Source organism: Streptomyces sp. NPDC055025, from assembly GCF_053608565.1.
This window is the reverse complement of record NZ_JBSGVS010000006.1, coordinates 147,563-164,858: the sequence shown is the minus strand read 5'-3', so window position 1 is coordinate 164,858 and position 17,296 is coordinate 147,563. Positions and strand designations below refer to the sequence as shown.

Annotated in this window: 14 protein-coding genes; 10 read left to right on the top strand and 4 right to left on the bottom strand. The window is 70.8% G+C overall.

The window, feature by feature from the left end; translation table 11 throughout:
* Nucleotides 1-6 precede the first annotated feature (6 nt).
* From pafA to ACWGDX_RS06295, 10 genes are all read left to right on the top strand, one after another.
* On the top strand, nt 7-1,368 hold the full coding sequence (gene pafA, locus ACWGDX_RS06340) for a Pup--protein ligase (protein WP_363084303.1): 1,362 nt from the start codon (nt 7-9) through the stop codon (nt 1,366-1,368).
* 152 nt (nt 1,369-1,520) lie between these two features.
* Nucleotides 1,521-2,456 carry an FKBP-type peptidyl-prolyl cis-trans isomerase gene (locus ACWGDX_RS06335; protein ID WP_453622768.1) on the top strand — a complete coding sequence of 312 codons (936 nt, stop codon included), beginning with the start codon at nt 1,521-1,523 and terminating at the stop codon, nt 2,454-2,456.
* A 43-nt stretch (nt 2,457-2,499) separates the two neighbouring features.
* Complete coding sequence (locus ACWGDX_RS06330; protein WP_046498814.1) at nt 2,500-2,874, top strand: FKBP-type peptidyl-prolyl cis-trans isomerase; 375 nt, start codon at nt 2,500-2,502, stop codon at nt 2,872-2,874.
* Nucleotides 2,875-3,000: 126 nt separating this feature from the next.
* Nucleotides 3,001-3,957, top strand: a complete 957-nt coding sequence (locus ACWGDX_RS06325; RefSeq protein ID WP_453622766.1) for a helix-turn-helix transcriptional regulator — start codon at nt 3,001-3,003, stop codon at nt 3,955-3,957.
* Nucleotides 3,958-3,974: 17 nt separating this feature from the next.
* The gene (locus ACWGDX_RS06320) at nt 3,975-4,931 is read left to right on the top strand and encodes a helix-turn-helix transcriptional regulator (protein ID WP_453622764.1); all 957 of its coding nucleotides are present in this window, start codon (nt 3,975-3,977) and stop codon (nt 4,929-4,931) included.
* Nucleotides 4,932-4,976: 45 nt separating this feature from the next.
* A complete protein-coding gene (locus ACWGDX_RS06315; protein ID WP_237540103.1) occupies nt 4,977-5,228 on the top strand; it encodes a hypothetical protein in 252 nt (83 codons plus the stop codon).
* 59 nt (nt 5,229-5,287) lie between these two features.
* Nucleotides 5,288-5,485 (top strand): hypothetical protein, encoded by a 198-nt coding sequence (locus ACWGDX_RS06310; protein ID WP_453622762.1) that lies wholly within the window; start codon nt 5,288-5,290, stop codon nt 5,483-5,485.
* A 256-nt stretch (nt 5,486-5,741) separates the two neighbouring features.
* Complete coding sequence (gene tatA / locus ACWGDX_RS06305) at nt 5,742-6,041, top strand: Sec-independent protein translocase subunit TatA (protein ID WP_453622760.1); 300 nt, start codon at nt 5,742-5,744, stop codon at nt 6,039-6,041.
* Between the two features lie 45 nt (nt 6,042-6,086).
* Complete coding sequence (gene tatC, locus ACWGDX_RS06300) at nt 6,087-7,028, top strand: twin-arginine translocase subunit TatC (protein ID WP_453622759.1); 942 nt, start codon at nt 6,087-6,089, stop codon at nt 7,026-7,028.
* A gap of 101 nt (nt 7,029-7,129) precedes the next feature.
* Entirely contained in the window at nt 7,130-9,958 is a 2,829-nt protein-coding gene (locus ACWGDX_RS06295; RefSeq protein ID WP_453622757.1) for a DEAD/DEAH box helicase, read from the top strand.
* 122 nt (nt 9,959-10,080) lie between these two features.
* Here ACWGDX_RS06295 and ACWGDX_RS06290 read toward each other — a convergent pair whose 3' ends face one another.
* From ACWGDX_RS06290 to ACWGDX_RS06275, 4 genes are read right to left on the bottom strand one after another with little or no spacing between them, the layout of a single operon-like run.
* Nucleotides 10,081-11,883, bottom strand: coding sequence for an allophanate hydrolase (locus ACWGDX_RS06290; protein WP_453622756.1), 1,803 nt, complete (start codon nt 11,881-11,883; stop codon nt 10,081-10,083).
* A gap of 15 nt (nt 11,884-11,898) precedes the next feature.
* Complete coding sequence (uca, locus tag ACWGDX_RS06285) at nt 11,899-15,624, bottom strand: urea carboxylase (RefSeq protein ID WP_453622755.1); 3,726 nt, start codon at nt 15,622-15,624, stop codon at nt 11,899-11,901.
* Complete coding sequence (locus ACWGDX_RS06280) at nt 15,621-16,370, bottom strand: urea amidolyase associated protein UAAP2 (RefSeq protein ID WP_453622753.1); 750 nt, start codon at nt 16,368-16,370, stop codon at nt 15,621-15,623. The genes uca and ACWGDX_RS06280 overlap by 4 nt, the downstream gene beginning before the upstream one ends.
* Nucleotides 16,367-17,194 (bottom strand): urea amidolyase associated protein UAAP1, encoded by an 828-nt coding sequence (locus tag ACWGDX_RS06275; protein WP_453622751.1) that lies wholly within the window; start codon nt 17,192-17,194, stop codon nt 16,367-16,369. The genes ACWGDX_RS06280 and ACWGDX_RS06275 overlap by 4 nt, the downstream gene beginning before the upstream one ends.
* Nucleotides 17,195-17,296: the final 102 nt, after the last annotated feature.

The window sequence follows — 17,296 nt, the reverse complement described above, 5'->3', positions numbered from 1 at the left end:
TCAGACATGGACCGCCGCATTTTCGGGCTGGAGAACGAGTACGGCGTCACGTGCACGTTCAGGGGACAGCGCCGACTGTCACCTGACGAAGTGGCGCGCTACCTCTTCCGCCGTGTTGTCTCATGGGGCCGCAGCAGCAATGTCTTCCTGCGGAACGGCGCCCGTCTCTACCTCGACGTGGGTTCGCATCCGGAATACGCAACTCCGGAATGTGACAATGTGACCGAGCTGGTCACCCACGACAAAGCGGGCGAGCGCATTCTCGAAGGCCTGCTCGTCGACGCCGAACGCCGCCTGCACGAGGAGGGAATCGCGGGCGACGTCTATCTCTTCAAGAACAACACCGACTCGGCGGGAAACTCCTACGGCTGCCACGAGAACTATCTCGTCGCCCGCCATGGAGAGTTCTCCCGGCTCGCGGACATCCTCATCCCCTTCCTCGTCACCAGGCAGCTCCTCTGCGGCGCCGGCAAGGTGCTCCAGACCCCTCGGGGCGCGGTCTACTGCGTCAGCCAGCGCGCCGAGCACATCTGGGAGGGCGTCAGCTCCGCCACCACCCGCTCCCGTCCGATCATCAACACCCGTGACGAGCCGCACGCGGACGCGGAGCGCTACCGCAGGCTCCATGTCATCGTCGGCGACTCCAACATGTCCGAGACGACCATGCTGCTCAAGGTCGGCGCCACCGATCTCGTGCTGCGCATGATCGAGGCGGGCACCGTGATGCGGGACCTCACCCTGGAGAACCCGATCCGGGCGATCCGTGAGGTCAGCCATGACCTCACCGGCCAGCGCAAGGTGCGGCTGGCCAGCGGCCGGGAGGCCTCCGCGCTGGAGGTCCAGCGGGAGTACTACGAGAAGGCCGTGGACTTCGTGGAGCGCCGGGGCATCCGCACCGGCACGGTCGACCAGGTGCTGGAACTGTGGGGCCGCACGCTCGACGCGATCGAGGAGGAGGACCTCGACCGTATCTCCACCGAGATCGACTGGGTGATGAAGTACCAGCTCATCGAGCGGTACCGGGCCAAGCACAATATGACGATGTCGCATCCGCGGGTCGCCCAGATAGATCTCGCCTACCACGACATCCACCGCCGCCGGGGCCTCTACTACCTGCTGGAGAAGCGGGGCCAGGCCGCCCGGATCTGCAACGATCTGAAGATCTTCGAGGGCAAGTCCGTGCCCCCGCAGACCACCAGGGCGCGGCTGCGCGGCGACTTCATCCGCAGGGCCCAGGAGCAGCGCCGGGACTTCACCGTCGACTGGGTGCATCTCAAGCTCAACGACCAGGCGCAGCGCACGGTGCTCTGCAAGGACCCGTTCCGTTCCGTGGACGACCGGGTGGAGAAGCTGATCGCCGGTATGTAGCCGGTGCGCGACACATCGCCGCGACGCGGTCCGGGCCCTGTACGTACACGTACAGGGCCCGTGCCACGCTGTCGTCGCGCGCCCGCCGGGGATCAAGGGACAGCCCTTAGAGTGTCGGGCAACTACTGTGCCGTCTGAGATCTGAGGAATACGTGCGCCGACTAGCCGGCCTGATCGTCGTCCCCTTGCTGCTGCTGTCGACAGCGGCGTGCGGCGATGACGGAGGCTCCGACTCCGCCCCGTCCAAGAACGGACTTCCCGCGATCACCGCGGGTACCAAGTTCGGCCAGAAGCCGACCCTCGCCAAGGGGGAGGGTACTCCGCCCAAGGAGCTCAAGGTCGACGTCATCAGCCAGGGTGACGGCGCCACGGTCAAAAAGGGTGACGCGATCCAGGTCAACTACCTGGGCCAGAGCTGGGACTCCGACAAGCCGTTCGACAACAGCTTCGACCGCAAGCAGCCCTTCGATCTGACACTGGGCGCCGGCATGGTCATCAAGGGCTGGGACCAGGGCCTGGAGGGCCAGAAGGTCGGCAGCCGCGTCGAGCTGGGCATTCCGCCGGAGCTCGGATACGGGGCGCAGGGCCAGGGAGACATCAAGCCCAACGCCACACTGGTCTTCGTCGTCGACATCCTGAAGGCGACCCAGGTCCCGGTCTCCGCCAAGGGCACCGCGGTGGCACAGGACAACATCGATCTGCCGAAGGTCGGGACGAACGACGACGGCAAGGAGCCGACGGTCACGATCCCGAAGGGCGACCCGCCGAAGGAACTGGTCTCCTCCTATGTGCTGGAGAGCGACGGCCCGGTCGTCAAGGACTCGGACACGGTCGTGCTGAACTACGCGGCGTACCTCTGGAAGGACCGCAAGCAGTTCGACAGCACATACAAGACGGGCCGCACCACGACCTTCCCGCTGCCCCAACTGACCCTGAAGGGGCTCAAGTCGGGGATCGTCGGCAAGAAGGTGGGCAGCAGGGTCCTGATCGTGATCCCGCCGGACCAGGCCTTCGGTGACCAGGAGCAGCAGGGCATCCCGAAGAACTCCACACTGGTGTTCGCGGTGGACATCCTGGCGAAGGTGTAAGACTGTCCCGGTTGCCCCGTTCATCATTTAGAGGAGCAGTTCAGTGAGCATCGAGAAGCCCGAGATCGACTTCCCGGGTGGCGAGCCGCCGGCCGATCTGGAGATCAAGGACATCACGGAGGGCGACGGCCCGGTGGCCAAGGCGGGCGACACCGTCTCCGTCCACTACGTGGGTGTGGCCTTCTCCACCGGCGAGGAGTTCGACGCGTCCTGGAACCGCGGCACGCCGCTCCAGTTCCAGCTCGGCGCCGGCCAGGTCATCGCCGGCTGGGACCAGGGCGTCCAGGGCATGAAGGTCGGCGGCCGGCGGCAGCTCACCATCCCCGCGCACCTCGCCTACGGTGAGCGTGGCGCCGGTGGTGGCCGTATCGCCCCGGGCGAGACGCTGATCTTCGTCTGCGATCTGGTCTCCGTCTGATCCCGTCAGGACGAAGACCCGAGGGCCCGTGCCGACCGCATGGGCCCTCGGCTTTTGTCCCGACACCCCGGGGCGGTACGGTCAACGAGCGGAGGCCGCAACGATCAAAAGGGGTGCAAGGCGTCGATGGCCATTGCCAAGGCCGAGCGACTGATGAATCTGGCGCTGTGTCTGCTCGGGACCCGGCGTCCGCTCAGCAAGCGCGAGCTGCGGGGCTCCATCGAGGCCTATCTGGAGGCAGGCACCGACGATTCCTTCAACCGGATGTTCGAACGGGACAAGGAAGATCTGCGCGAACTCGGCCTGGTCATCGAGACGGTGGAGAACCTCGACGGCGAGACCGGCTATCTCGCCCGGCGCGACAGCAACCGGCTGCCCGCGATCACCCTCGACGCCGAGGAGGCCGCGGCCCTCGGACTGGCGGCCAAGGTCTGGCAGCAGGCCCGGCTCGCGGGCGCGGCGAGCGGCGCCCTCCAGAAGCTGCGCGCCGCCGGGATGCCGGAGGCGGAGGACGCGTACGAGGCGCACCACAGCGCGCTCGAACCACGGATCCCGGTCCATGAGGCAGCCTTCGAACCGCTGATGCTCGCCTGCCGCGACCGGCGGCCCGTCCTCTTCGACTACCGCAAGGCCAACGCGGCCCGCCCCGAACAGCGTCAGGTCGAACCCTGGACGCTGGAGTGCTGGCGCGGGCACTGGTATCTGGCCGGCTGGGACCGCGACCGCGGCGCCGAGCGGGTCTTCCGGCTCTCCCGGATCACCGGCAGGGTCCGCTCCCGCAGCGGGGCCTTCACCGCGCCCGTGCCCGATGTGGTGACCGTACGGGAGACCGTGGAGAGCTGGGCGGGGGAGACCGCGACCCGCTCCGCGCTGATCAGGCTCCGTTCCGGCTGCGGCTATCCGCTGCGCTCCCGGGCGGTCTCGTCCAGGGAGCTGGGGGACGGCTGGGACGAGCTGGAGATCCCGTACGGACACGGCCTGGACGCCTGGCTGGTGGAGTTCGGCCCGGATGTGCTCGTACTGGAACCCGCCGATCTGCGGGCCGATGTGGTGGAGCGGCTGCGCGCCGTGGCCAAGGGCTGAGGGGGACTCGGACAACCATGGCAGCCAACGCCATCGACCAGACCCGGCGGATGCTCTCGCTGGTGACCTATCTGCGGGAGCGCCCCGGCGCCCATGTCAGCGATGTGGCCCGCGCGTTCGGGATCACCGAGGACGAGCTGATCTCCGACCTCGATGTCCTTCCCATGTGCGGGACCAGCTTCCGCGGCGGCGATCTGCTCGACATCGACACCGACGGCGACCGGATCTGGTGGCACAACCCGGACGATGTCGCGGAGCCGCTGCGGCTCGCCGCCGACGAGGCCACGGCGCTGCTCGTCGCCGCCCGCGCCGTCGCCACCCTGCCGGGGCTGCGGGAGGGCGACCGGCAGGCGCTGCTGCGCGCCACCGCCAAGCTGGAGGCCGCGGCGGGGGAGGCCGCGGGGGCCAGCTCCCGGCTCTCGGTGACCTTCGAGTCCGAGGGCGGGGTGTTCGCCGAGGTCGACCGCGCCATCTCCGAGCGCCGCAGGCTCTGGCTGCGTTACTACTCCCCGGCGCGTGACGAGCTGACGGAGCGCGAGGTCGACCCGATCCGGCTGTTCGCCGTGGGCCACACCTATATGGAGGCCTGGTGCCGGCTCTCCGAGGCACGGCGTACGTTCCGGCTCGACCGGGTCGCCGAGATCAGGCTGCTGGACGCCCCCGCCGCCCCTCCCGAGCTGGAGCTGAGGGATCTGTCCGAGGGGCTGGTGCAGCCGTCCGCGGAGGATCCCGAGGTGGTGGTCGAGGTCGGGCCCGGCGGCCGGTGGGTCGCGGAGTACTACCCGCACGACAGCGCGGTCGAACTTCCCGACGGCGGCCTGCGTATCACACTGCGGACCCCGGCGCCCGCCTCGCTGAGACGGCTCGCGCTGCGGCTCGGCGGTGACGGACGGATCGTCTCGCCGCGGGACCTCGCGGAGAGCGCGCGGCTGGCGGCGGGCGAGGCGCTCGCGGCCTACGACGGCCGCGAGTGAACGGGAAACGGGTAGAAAGAAGGAGATCCGAGGAATATGTCGGCAATGTCTGAAGTGTCGGAAATCTCGACGGTGCTCCCCGTTCTCTTCAAGGCGGCCTGTCCGGAGTGCCGCGCCCGTTTCGAGCTTTCGGCGGGCGCGCTGCGGCTCGCGATCGGGGCCACCCGGAAGACCACCTTCTACTCCTTCACCTGTCCCGAGTGCGAGAGCCTCGTGCGCAAGCCCGCCGGGGAACGCATCGTCGAACTCCTCACCGGCGGCGGGGTGCGGACGCTGCGTCTGCACGCCACCTCGTAGACCTCGGCATCCCCTTCCAAGAGTCACCTCACCTTTCAAGAACGGTCTAGGCTCCGCTCATGTTCTGGCCCATGCTCGCCATCGCCCTGGGTTTCTGCGGGATCGCCGTGCTCGGTGTCCTGGCGGTCCGGGTCTTCGCCGAGGCCCGGCGGCTCGCCCGGCAGGTCGCCGCGACCACCGAGCGGATCAACCGGGCCGCGGAGGATCTGGAGCGCGCCGCGACCCGGCTGGCCTCGACGGGAGAGACCCTGCGGTAGTGATGCCACCGCCCTCCGTCGCCATGGGCGCGGACGGTACGCTGGCGATCGCGACCCCTCCGACAGGGCCGGGACGATGCCGGACGGTCCGGCGCGGGTCGCGATCAGGGGTAAGCGGAGCATTCGGGAGTATGCACAGGCATTGCCCCGCGTTTACCCCTGCGGGTTACGATCGCAGCGAGTACTAAGGCCGGACACCGGTTCGGTTGGTACGGGCAGCCCCCGCCCAGCCGCCTCAGCGAGAAGGAAGTCGTACATGATCGGCAATCTGAAGCCCCTCGAGATCGTTCTGATCATCGTTGTCATCCTGTTGCTGTTCGGTGCCAAGAAGCTTCCCGACATGGCCCGTTCGCTCGGCAAGTCGGCCCGCATCCTCAAGAGCGAGGCCAAGGCCATGAAGAAGGACGACGAGAGCGCGGCCCCCGCGGCCGACCAGGCCACCGTCGCCGATGCCACGGCCCAGCAGCAGGCCGCTCCGAGGACGATCCAGGCTTCGCCCGGGGATGTCACCAGTTCCCGTCCGGTCACCGAGCCGAACCGCACCGCCCAGAGCTGACACGCATCCCACTGACGGCTGCCGCTACGAGACGAGGGACGCGGGTTGCTCAAGTCTGCCCGGAAGCAGGAGAAAGACGTCGAGGGGCGCATGCCCCTCGCCGAGCACCTGCGTGAACTGCGAAACCGCCTGCTCAAGTCGGTCCTGGCGATCCTGGTCATCACAGTCGTCGCCGCGTTCTACTACAAGGAACTCATCGAGTTCATGATGCAGCCGATCCTCGACTCGGTGGGCTGCGTCGACGGTGCCTTGAAGCAGGAGAACGGTCAGGCCTGCGCGGACATGACCGTCAACGGTCTGATCTCGCCCTTCTCCATCGCGCTGAAGGTCTCCCTCGTGTCCGGCGTGGTGCTGTCCACGCCGGTCTGGCTGTACCAGCTCTGGGGCTTCCTGGCGCCCGGTCTGCACAGCCACGAGAAGAAGTACGCGCTGTCGTTCGTGGGGGTCGGCGTCCCGCTCTTCCTCAGCGGCGCCGTCCTCGCGTACAAGATCCTTCCCCAGACCGCCACGATCCTGCTCGACTTCACCCCGGACAACGCGCGCAACCTGCTGCCGCTCGACGAGTATCTCGATCTCGTGGTCCGTATGGTGATCGTCTTCGGTCTGGCCTTCGAACTGCCACTGCTGCTCGTCCTGCTGAACTTCACCGGAGTGCTCACGGCGAAGCGGCTCGCCTCCTGGTGGCGTCTGATGGTGATGGGCATCACGCTCTTCGCCGCGTTCGCGACACCGACCGGCGACCCGCTCACCATGCTGTCGCTGGCCCTCCCCATCGTGGTGCTCTACTTCCTGGCACTGGGTGTCTGCTTCCTCAACGACCGGCGGCGCAGGCGCAACAACCCGGACGCGGATCTCGACGACGACGAGGCCTCCGATCTCGATCTGACCCCCGAGTCCGTCGGGGCGATCGAACCGGTCTCCCCGCCCGACCGGTCCGACGGCACCGGCCGTACGAACCGGCTGAACGGTTACGACGACATCACCTGACGTCCCCCGTGCGGCGGCCCCACCGGCCGCCGCACGGTGCTTTCCAAGGACGATTAAAGATCGGCTGACTGTCCGAGGCGGCGGGTAGGCTCGACAGCAAGATGACAGAGGACCTCTCCCCAGCCGAGCGGTACGCCGCCGCGCGGACTCGCGCCGCCGAGCAGGCCACGGCGCTCGCACCCTTCCGCGAGATGTACGACTTCGCGCTCGACCCCTTCCAGATCGAGGCCTGCCAGGCCCTGGAGGGCGGAAAGGGCGTACTGGTCGCCGCGCCCACCGGCTCGGGCAAGACGATCGTCGGTGAGTTCGCCGTGCACCTGGCCCTGGCCGAGGGCCGTAAGTGCTTCTACACCACGCCCATCAAGGCGCTCTCCAACCAGAAGTACGCCGATCTGGCCAAGCGCTACGGCGCGGACAAGGTCGGCCTGCTGACCGGGGACAACAGCGTCAATCCCGAGGCTCCGGTGGTCATCATGACCACCGAGGTGCTGCGCAACATGCTCTACGCGGGCTCCCAGTCGCTCCTCGGCCTCGGCTATGTGGTGATGGACGAGGTCCACTACCTCTCCGACCGGTTCAGGGGCGCCGTCTGGGAAGAGGTGATCATCCATCTGCCGGAGTCGGTCACACTCGTCTCGCTCTCGGCGACGGTCTCCAACGCCGAGGAGTTCGGTGACTGGCTGGACACCGTCCGTGGTGACACCGAGGTGATCGTCTCGGAGCACCGGCCCGTGCCGCTCTGGCAGCATGTGCTGGCTGGCCGACGGATGTACGACCTCTTCGAGGAGGAGTCCGACCACGGCGGCCGTGGGGTGGCCAAGCGGGAGGTCAATCCCGATCTCGTCCGGCTGGCCCGGATGGAGAACCAGCGCACGTACAACCCGCGCGAGCGCAGACGCGGGAAGATGATCCGCGAGGCCGACCGGGAGCGCGAGCGCAGACAGCGCGGCCGGATCTGGACACCGGCCAGGCCCGAGGTCATCGAGCGTCTCGACGCCGAGGGTCTGCTGCCCGCGATCACCTTCATCTTCAGCCGGGCCGGCTGCGAGGCCGCCGTGCAGCAGTGCATGTACGCGGGCCTGCGGCTCAACAGCGACGAGGCGCGGCGCCGGGTCCGCGAGATCGTCGAGGAGCGCACCGCCTCCATCCCGGGCGAGGATCTCCATGTCCTCGGGTACTACGAATGGCTGGAGGGCCTGGAGCGGGGTATCGCCGCGCATCACGCGGGGATGCTGCCGACCTTCAAGGAGGTCGTCGAGGAGCTGTTCGTCCGCGGTCTGGTCAAGGCGGTCTTCGCCACCGAGACACTGGCGCTCGGGATCAACATGCCCGCCAGGTCCGTGGTGCTGGAGAAGCTCGTCAAGTGGAACGGCGAGCAGCACGCCGACATCACCCCCGGCGAGTACACCCAGCTCACCGGGCGGGCCGGGCGCCGGGGCATCGATATCGAGGGCCATGCCGTGGTGCTCTGGCAGCGCGGTATGGACCCGGGCGCGCTCGCCGGGCTGGCCGGGACCCGGACATATCCCCTGCGCTCCAGCTTCCGGCCTTCGTACAACATGGCCGTCAACCTCGTGCACCAGTTCGGCCGGCACCGCTCGCGCGAACTGCTGGAGACCTCCTTCGCCCAGTTCCAGGCCGACAAGTCGGTCGTCGGGATCTCCCGCCAGGTGCGGAAGAACGAGGAGGGGCTCGACGGCTACCGCGGGGGGATGACCTGCCATCTCGGGGACTTCGAGGAGTACGCGCGGCTGCGCCGCGATCTCAAGGACCGTGAGACCGATCTGGCCAAGCAGGGCGCGGCGCAGCGCAGGGTCGCCGCGGCCTCGTCGCTGGAGAAGCTCAAGCCCGGCGATGTCATCCATGTGCCGACGGGGAAGTTCGCCGGTCTCGCGCTGGTGCTCGACCCCGGGCTGCCGGCCGGACGCGCCAACGGACACCGCGGCTTCGAGCACCAGGACGGGCCACGGCCGCTGGTGCTGACCGTTGAGCGGCAGGTCAAGCGGCTGGCCTCGATGGACTTCCCGGTCCCGGTGGAGCCGCTGGAGCGGATGCGGATCCCCAAGTCGTTCAACGCGCGCTCGCCGCAGTCGCGCCGCGATCTGGCGTCCGCGCTGCGTTCGAAGGCCGGTCATATCGTGCCCGAGCGGCACCGCAAGCAGCGTGCGGCGGCGGCCGACGACCGGGAGATCGCCCGGCTGCGCACGGAGCTGCGCGCCCACCCCTGTCACGGCTGTGACGAGCGTGAGGACCACGCGCGCTGGGCCGAGCGCTACCACCGGCTCCAGCGGGACACCCGCCAGTTGGAGCGCCGGATCGAGGGGCGGACGAACACCATCGCCCGTACGTTCGACCGGATTGTCGCGCTCCTCACCGAGCTGGACTATCTCCGGGGCGACGAGGTCACCGAGCACGGCCAGCGGCTGGCCCGGCTCTACGGCGAGCTGGACCTGCTCGCCAGTGAGTGTCTCCGTGACCGTGTCTGGGAAGGGCTCACCCCCGCCGAGCTGGCCGCCTGTGTCTCCGCGCTGGTGTACGAGGCCCGGCAGTCCGACGACGCGGTGGCACCGAAGCTGCCCTCGGGCAAGGCGAAGGCCGCGCTCGGCGAGATGATCCATATCTGGGGCAGGCTCGACGCCCTGGAGGAGGATCTGAAGATCAACCAGGCGGAGGGCGTCGGCCAGCGCGAGCCCGACCTCGGGTTCGCCTGGGCGGTCTATATGTGGGCCTCGGGCAAGGGGCTCGACGAGGTGCTGCGCGAGGCGGAGATGCCGGCCGGTGACTTCGTCCGCTGGTGCAAGCAGGTCATCGATGTGCTCGGCCAGATCGCGGCGGCGGCGCCGCGCGAGAACAGCACGGTCGCGAAGAACGCGCGCAAGGCGGTCGACGAGGTGCTGCGCGGAGTGGTGGCGTACAGCTCGGTCGGCTGAGGCGGTGTGCCCGGCGGTCGGCTCCGTACGCCGCCCGCCGGGCCGTACGCCGGTGGCCGGCCGGACGCCCTGTCCGGGCGGCCCGGCGGCCCGGTCGGTCGGTCTTCCGGCCGGCCCGCCGGTCAGTGGTGTGCGTCGGCGTACGGCCGCCAGCCGCCGTACGCGGTGATGTCCTGGGCACCGGTGAGCGCGGCGGGTTCGCAGAGGAAGCCCGGGACGGTCGTCGCGTCGGCCAGTTCCACCCGGCCCAGTGTCATGGGACGGGGAAGCGCGGCGGTGAGCGAGCCGAGTCCCTCGGCGGACAGCTCCCAGATCTCGGCCTCGATCGCGGCTCCCGCCGGGCCCGTGTGCACGAGTCCCGGCTTCGGCGGCTCGGTGGGCAGGGCGTACAGCCGGTAGACCGGTGCGGTGGTCGTCGTACGGACCAGCCGGGCACCCAGGGCCAGAAGCTGTGGATTGAGCGGCTGACCCGTCAGATGCGCCCCCACCACCGCGAGCCTGACGGGCGGGGTGAGCAGTGCGGCCAGACCGGCCAGACGCTCGTCCGTACCCGCCGGGCCGATGAGCATGACGCCGAAGGGATGGCCGCGCACCTCGCCGCCGGGGACGGCGACCGCGGCCAGATCGAAGAGATTGGTGGAGTTGGTGAACCGGCCCAGCCGGGCGTTGGCGCCCAGCGGATCGGCGGCCACCTCCGCGAGCGTGGGATGGCCGGGAGCGGTCGGCAGCAGCAGCGCGTCGGCGTCCCCCAGGGCGCCCAGCGCCGCTGTACGCAGCGATTCGAGCCGCGCCTGGTCGGCGTAGAGCCGGTGTGCGGGGATGTCACGGGCCCGGCGGATGATCCCGGCGACGGTCGGGTCGAGATCCGCCGCGCCGGTGTGGGTGTCGCCCGTGTGCGTGTCGCCGGTGTGCGCGTCGACGAAGGCGCCGACGGCGGTATAGCGCTCCGCGACGAAGGCCCCCTCGTACAGGAGCGCCCCCGCCTCGGTGAACGGCGCCGGGTCGAGGGGCACCAGCCGGGCCCCCGCCGCCGCGAGCCGGGCCGCCGCGGCCTCGTACGCCTCCGCCCAGCCGTCGTCCAGCGGACCGAGCGAGTCGGGCGGCGGCACCGCGACCCGCCACGGTCCCGGCGTACGGTGCGGGGCCTCGCGGCCCGGCGGTACGGACATCAGCGCGAGCGCCGACCGGGCCTCGGGGAGTGTGCGGGCGAAGACCGTGACACAGTCCAGGCTCGCGCACGCCGGGACCACCCCCTCGGTGGGCACCAGACCGCGGGACGGCTTCAGCCCGACGACGCCGTTGAAGGCGGCGGGCACCCGGCCGGAGCCCGCGGTGTCGGTCCCCAGGGCGAGATCCACGATGCCGAGGGCCACGGCGACCGCGGATCCCGAGCTGGATCCGCCGGAGACGCGCTCCGGGGCATGGGCGGCGCGAACGGCGCCGTAGGGCGAGCGGGTACCGACCAGACCGGTGGCGAACTGGTCCATGTTGGTGGTGCCGAGGACCAGCGCGCCCGCCTCCCTGAGCCGTGCCACGGCCGGGGCGTCACGCTCGGGGAGATACGCGTACGAAGGACACCCGGCGGTGGTGGGGAGCCCGGCCACATCGATATTGCCCTTGACGGCCAGCAGCCGTCCGGCGAGGGGAAGCGGATCACCGGATGCGCCGTCGGCTCGGGCGTTGGCGTCGGCTCGGGCGTCGAGTGCGCGGGCCTCGGCCTCCACCTCGGCCTGGGGGCGCAGAGTGATCCAGATCTCCGGGCGGTCGACGCGTGCGATCCGTTCATAGGCGGCCCGGACCCGGGCGAGCGCGGAGAACGGTGGGACGGGTGGGGCGCAAGCGCCGGACGTGGTGGTGGCCGCGCCAGGTGTGCCGGACACGGAGGACGCGGAGGACACGGAGGGCAGGGCGGGTACGGCGGGCATGGCGGTGAGGGCTCCTTACGCCGGGGACACGGACGGGGAAGCGGAGGAGGGTACGGGAGAGGGCACCGGAGAGGGCACGGGCGGCGGCGCCAGTGACGGGGCGGGAGACGGCGCGGGGGACAGGATCAGCAGCGGGGTGCCCGCCTCCACCTGTGCGCCGGGGGAGGTCAGAATCTCCGTCACCACCCCGTCCGCCGGTGCCTGGACCCGGGACTCCATCTTCATCGCCTCCAGCGCGAGCAGCGGCTGCCCCGCGCGCACGGTGTCACCGGGGGCGACATCGATCCGCCACACCGAGGCGGCGAACTCGGCCTCCAGCAGCCGGGCACCCGCCGGCACGGTGATCCCGGTGCGCGGGGGCGCGGGGACGGTCACCTCCTCCGCGCGGGCGAACTCCCCCGACGCCTCCCACGCGGCGCGCTCCACCGCGAACGCCGCCGCCTGGCGGGTCCGGAAGGCCTCGATCGAGTCCGCGTTCGCGGCGAGGAACCGCTCATGGTCGCGGATCGAGAAGGTCCCCTCCTCGATCCGCGGGACGAAGCGGCCCGCGGCCATGTCGGCCCGCAGCGCGAGGAGTTCGTCCGCGCCGACCGGATACCACGTGATCCGGTCGAAGAAGCGCAGCAGCCACGGCTCACCGGGACGGAACGCCCCGCGCTGCTGCCAGCCCGACCACACCTGGGTGGTACGGCCCACGAACTGATAGCCGCCGGGCCCCTCCATGCCGTAGACGCACAGATACGCGCCGCCGATCCCGACGGAGTTCTCGGCGGTCCAGGTGCGGGCCGGGTTGTACTTCGTGGTGACGAGCCGGTGCCGGGGGTCGAGCGGGGTGGCGACCGGCGCCCCCAGATACACATCGCCCAGGCCCAGCACGAGATACTCGGCGCCGAAGACCGTGCGGTAGACGTCCTCGGGTGAGTCCAGGCCGTTGACACGGCGGATGAACTCGATGTTCCAGGGGCACCAGGGCGCGTCGTCCCGTACCCCCGCCATATAGCGGGCGATGGCCTCGCGGGTCGCCGGATCGTCCCATGACAGCGGCAGATGGACGGTACGGGACGCCACCACCAGCTCGTCCGTGGGCGGGAGTTCGTCCTCGATCCGGGTCAGTACGGCCAGCAGCGCCTCCTGGGAGAGCGCGTCCGGGTCCAGCTGGATCTGGAGGGAGCGGATGCCCGGGGTCAGATCGGTGACGCCGGGCAGACCCTCGGCCGTCACCGCCCCCGCGAGCGCGTGGACCCGCATCCGCAGGGCCAGATCGAGCCGCATCTCGCCGTACTCGACCAGCACGTTGTCGTCCCCGCTTCTGCGGTAGGTGACCCCGGGGCGGCGGCCGAGGATGCCGCCGTCGCCGATGGGCGGCCGGTCCGGGGCGGGTGCGGTGGCGGGGGAGCGGCGCAGCCCGGCGGCGGCGCGGGTCGTGACGGGGACGAAGCGGACCGTGTCGCCGGGGCGCAACTGCCCGAGTTTCCAGCGCTGCCCGACGACCACGGTCGCCGGGCAGACGAAACCGCCGAGCGAGGGGCCGTCGGGGCCGAGCAGCACGGGCATGTCCCCGGTGTAGTCGACGGCCCCGACCGCGTACGGCGTGTCATGGATGTTGGAGGGGTGAAGTCCCGCCTCGCCGCCGTCCGTACGGGCCCAGCGCGGTTTGGGACCGATCAGCCGTACGCCCGTGCGCGCCGAGTTGAAGTGCACCTTCCAGTCGGCGGCGTAGAACGCCCGGATGTCCTCCTCGGTGAAGAACTCCGGTGCCGCGTGCGGCCCTTCGGCCACACCGATCTCCCAGCGGCCGGGGAAGCCGGGCCGCTCGGCGTGGGGGACGGGCGCTCCCGTACCGAAGGCCGTTCCCGCGTCGGCCGTTCCAGCGTCGGCTGTTCTCGCGTCGGCCGTTCCGGTGTGCTCGCTGCCGGCGGCCGTTGCGCTGTGCAGCACATCGCCCGTGCGCAGGGCCCGGCCGCCGTGGCCGCCGAAGCGGCCCAGGGTGAAGGTGGCCGCGCTGCCCAGGAAGTCCGGGACGTCCAGACCGCCGCCCGCGAACAGGACATAGGTCCGCAGACCCCGTCCGGCGGGGGCACCGATCGCGAGCGACGCCCCGGCGGGGACGGTCACGGGCTCCCACCGGGGGACCGGTGTACCGTCCACGGTCACCGGCGCGGGCGCACCGGTGACACAGACCGTGGTGGCGGAGCCGAACCGGAGCGTGGGGCCCTGAAGCGTGCACTCCAGACCGGGTGCGCCGGGGTCGTTGCCGAGCGCGCGGTTTCCCAGCCGGAACGAGAGGCTGTCCATCGGACCCGACGGCGGGACCCCCACCTGCCAGTAGCCGGTGCGTCCCGGCCAGTCCTGCACGGTGGTCAGGGTGCCGCCCGAGGTCACCTCGATACGCGGGGTGGGATCGGTGACGGTCGCGAGCGTCGCCGTGGAGTGCGTGGCGGCGACGACGGCCGGATCGCGCAGAGCGGCGCGCACCAGCCCGAGATTGGTCTCGATACCGTCGAGACGGGTGGCGTCGAGAGCGCGGTCCAGCGCGGCGAGCGCCGCCGCGCGGTCGGCGCCGTGTGCGACGACCTTGGCCAGCAGCGGATCGTACGCGGTGGTCACTTCCGTCCCCGCCTCCACCCAGGAGTCGACGCGTACGCCGTCCCGCTCCGGCGGAAAGGCGACACGGGTGAGGAGCCCGGCGCCGGGGCGGTGGTCCCGGCCGGGGTCCTCCGCGTACAGCCGCGCCTCGACGGCATGACCGCGCGGCGCGTCCGGCTCCCGTACGACGGCGCTCTCACCCTGGGCCAGCCGCAGCATCCACTCCACGAGATCGACGCCATGGACCGCCTCGGTGACCGGATGCTCCACCTGGAGACGGGTGTTGACCTCCAAGAAGGACGCCTCCTCGCGGACGGGGTCGTAGACGAACTCGACCGTACCCGCGGAGCGGTAGTCGACCGACGCGCACAACTCCCGCGCCGAGGCGGTCAGTCGCCGTCGTACGGACTCGGGGAGGCCGGGCGCGGGCGCCTCTTCGAGCACCTTCTGGTGACGGCGCTGGAGGGAGCAGTCGCGGGTGCCGAAGGTGACGACCCTGCCCCGGCCGTCGCCGAAGACCTGTACCTCGACATGGCGCGCGTGTTCCACGAGCCGTTCCAGGAAGACTCCCGCGGAGGAGAACGAGGCTTCGGAGACGCGCCGTACCCCTTCCCAGGCGTCCATGAGCCCGGCGGCGTCGTACACCGCGCGCATACCGATCCCGCCACCGCCGCCGGTCGCCTTGAGCATCACGGGATAGCCGACGCGGTCCGCGGCGGCGAGCGCGGCGGTGAGATCGGGCAGCAGCCCGGAGCCGGGGGTGAGCGGGACGCCCGCGGCCTCCGCCGCCGCGCGCGCGGTGTGCTTGGCGCCGAAGAGGGCGAGCTGCGCGGGGGTCGGGCCGACGAAGGCGATACCCGCGTCCTCGCAGCGCCGGGCGAAACCGGCGTCCTCGGAGAGAAAGCCGTAACCGGGGTGGATGGCGCCCGCCCCGGTGTCCTCGGCCGCCGCGAGCACCAGGCCGGGATCGAGATACGACTCCTTGGCGGGCGCGGGCCCGAGCCGTACGGCCTCGTCGGCGAGGCGCACATGGGGGGCCGGGCGGTCGGGGTCGGAGAAGACCGCGACCGTACGGAGTCCGAGCCTGCGGGCGGTACGGATGATCCGTACGGCGATCTCGCCCCGGTTGGCGACGAGGAGGGTGTCGAAGGTCATCCGCGGCTCCCGTCGGCGCCGGGTGCCGGGTCGGTGCGGAGCATGCCGCCGCCGGGTGCCTCGCCGCCGCCGGGTGCCTCGCCGGTGCCGGGCGTCGGGTCTGTGCCGGGTGGAGCGTCGGCGATCGTCGCTTCGACGGCGGTGGGGGCGAAGCCGTTGCAAGGGTTGTTGATCTGGGGGCAGTTGGAGATCAGGACCAGCACCTCCGTCTCGGCGCGGAGCGTGACCCGCAGACCGGGCGCCGAGAGACCGTCGACGATGCCGAGCGTGCCGTCCCGCTCCACCGGCACGTTCATGTACCAGTTGATGTTGGACACGAGATCGCGCGGCCCGAGGCCGTACCGCGCCCCCTCGATCAGGAAGTTGTCCATACAGGCGTGCTGCGACCAGGTGTGATGGCCGTAGCGCAGGGTGTTGGACTCCTTGGAGCAGGCACCGCCCAGGGTGTCGTGCCGGCCGCAGGTGTCCTCGGTGACCGTCATCAGCGGGGTGTGCTCGTTCGACATCAGCACACTGCCGGTGGTGAGGAAGACACCGCCCTGGGCCTGGATCGTGTCGGGCGCGCTGTAGCGGACGGCGGTGTCATGGGCGTCGTACACCAGGAAGTCCACGGCCTGGTTGCCGTGCAGATCGGTCAGTGTGAGATACGCGCCCCGGGGGACGACGGCCGACCAGGGGGCGCGGGCGGGGATCACGACGGAGCCGGCCGGAGCGGTCGCCGGAGCGGTCGCCGGGGTGGAGGTCATCGGATCCCCCTCGTGGCGAGGTACTCGGTGGTGTTGAGGAAGGCGCGGCGGCCCTCGGGAGTGGCGTCCCAGAGCGGATCACCCGGCGCCGTCGGGGCGGCGATCCAGGCCAGTACCTCCAGCGGGGAGCAGACATAGCCGGGGCGCGGATCGAGCGGATGCGGCACATTCGCGATCAGTACGGTCAGATCCTGCTCGGCGCGCAGGGTCACCGAGCCGCCGGGGCCCGCCGAGCCCGTGAAATCCAGGGCGCCGTCCTCCCGTACCGCCACGCCCTGGAAGAACGAGACGGAGGGCGGCAGATCGCGCGGCTCCAGACCGTTCTTGAGGGCGGCGAGCTTGAACAGTTCACGGCCGGCGGGGGAGGCGGAGTGCGGGGCGCCGTCGCCGTAGCGCGCGGTGTTCCTGGCGAGGGTCGAGGTGCCGCACAGGGCGTCGTGCCGGCCGTCGGCCGTGTCCTCGATGAGCGAGGCGAGGACACGCCCCTGGCCGGAGAGCAGCAGCTGTCCCGCGCGTGCGTAGGCGTTCCACTGCACCTTGACCGTGTCGGCCGTGTTGAGCCGCTCCCAGGGGCGGCCGTCCGCGTGGAGCAGCAGATGGGCGCAGGCGTCGCCGCGTGGATCGGTGAGCCGGATCTCGGTGCCGCGGGCCACGGCGCGGTGGGTGTAGCCGCCGCCGGCCACGGTCTCCGCCCAGACGAGATGCCCGGCCTGGCACGGGGGATCGGGCCAGTCGGTGGCGGGCACCACGGGCATGGTCTCGGCCCTGGCGCCCGCCTGTGCGCGGGCGTGGTCCCTGGCCCCGTATGTCGTCGCTGTCGCCATGGCTCGGCCTCCGGCTCCTCTGCTGCGGTCTGCGCGGTCGCTGTGGTGCTGTGGTCGCTGCGGCTTTCTGTGGCTGTCTGCGACTGCTGGCGGCCTTTTCCG

Excerpts from the sequence above, each read along its gene's own strand:
- pafA (WP_363084303.1), top strand. The coding sequence starts at position 7 with ATGGACCGCCGCATTTTCGGGCTGGAGAACGAGTACGGCGTCACGTGC.
- ACWGDX_RS06325 (WP_453622766.1), top strand. The coding sequence starts at position 3,001 with ATGGCCATTGCCAAGGCCGAGCGACTGATGAATCTGGCGCTGTGTCTG.
- ACWGDX_RS06320 (WP_453622764.1), top strand. The coding sequence starts at position 3,975 with ATGGCAGCCAACGCCATCGACCAGACCCGGCGGATGCTCTCGCTGGTG.
- ACWGDX_RS06315 (WP_237540103.1), top strand. The coding sequence starts at position 4,977 with ATGTCTGAAGTGTCGGAAATCTCGACGGTGCTCCCCGTTCTCTTCAAG.
- ACWGDX_RS06310 (WP_453622762.1), top strand. The coding sequence starts at position 5,288 with ATGTTCTGGCCCATGCTCGCCATCGCCCTGGGTTTCTGCGGGATCGCC.
- tatA (WP_453622760.1), top strand. The coding sequence starts at position 5,742 with ATGATCGGCAATCTGAAGCCCCTCGAGATCGTTCTGATCATCGTTGTC.
- ACWGDX_RS06295 (WP_453622757.1), top strand. The coding sequence starts at position 7,130 with ATGACAGAGGACCTCTCCCCAGCCGAGCGGTACGCCGCCGCGCGGACT.
- ACWGDX_RS06290 (WP_453622756.1), bottom strand. The coding sequence starts at position 11,883 with ATGCCCGCCGTACCCGCCCTGCCCTCCGTGTCCTCCGCGTCCTCCGTG.
- uca (WP_453622755.1), bottom strand. The coding sequence starts at position 15,624 with ATGACCTTCGACACCCTCCTCGTCGCCAACCGGGGCGAGATCGCCGTA.
- ACWGDX_RS06280 (WP_453622753.1), bottom strand. The coding sequence starts at position 16,370 with ATGACCTCCACCCCGGCGACCGCTCCGGCGACCGCTCCGGCCGGCTCC.
- ACWGDX_RS06275 (WP_453622751.1), bottom strand. The coding sequence starts at position 17,194 with ATGGCGACAGCGACGACATACGGGGCCAGGGACCACGCCCGCGCACAG.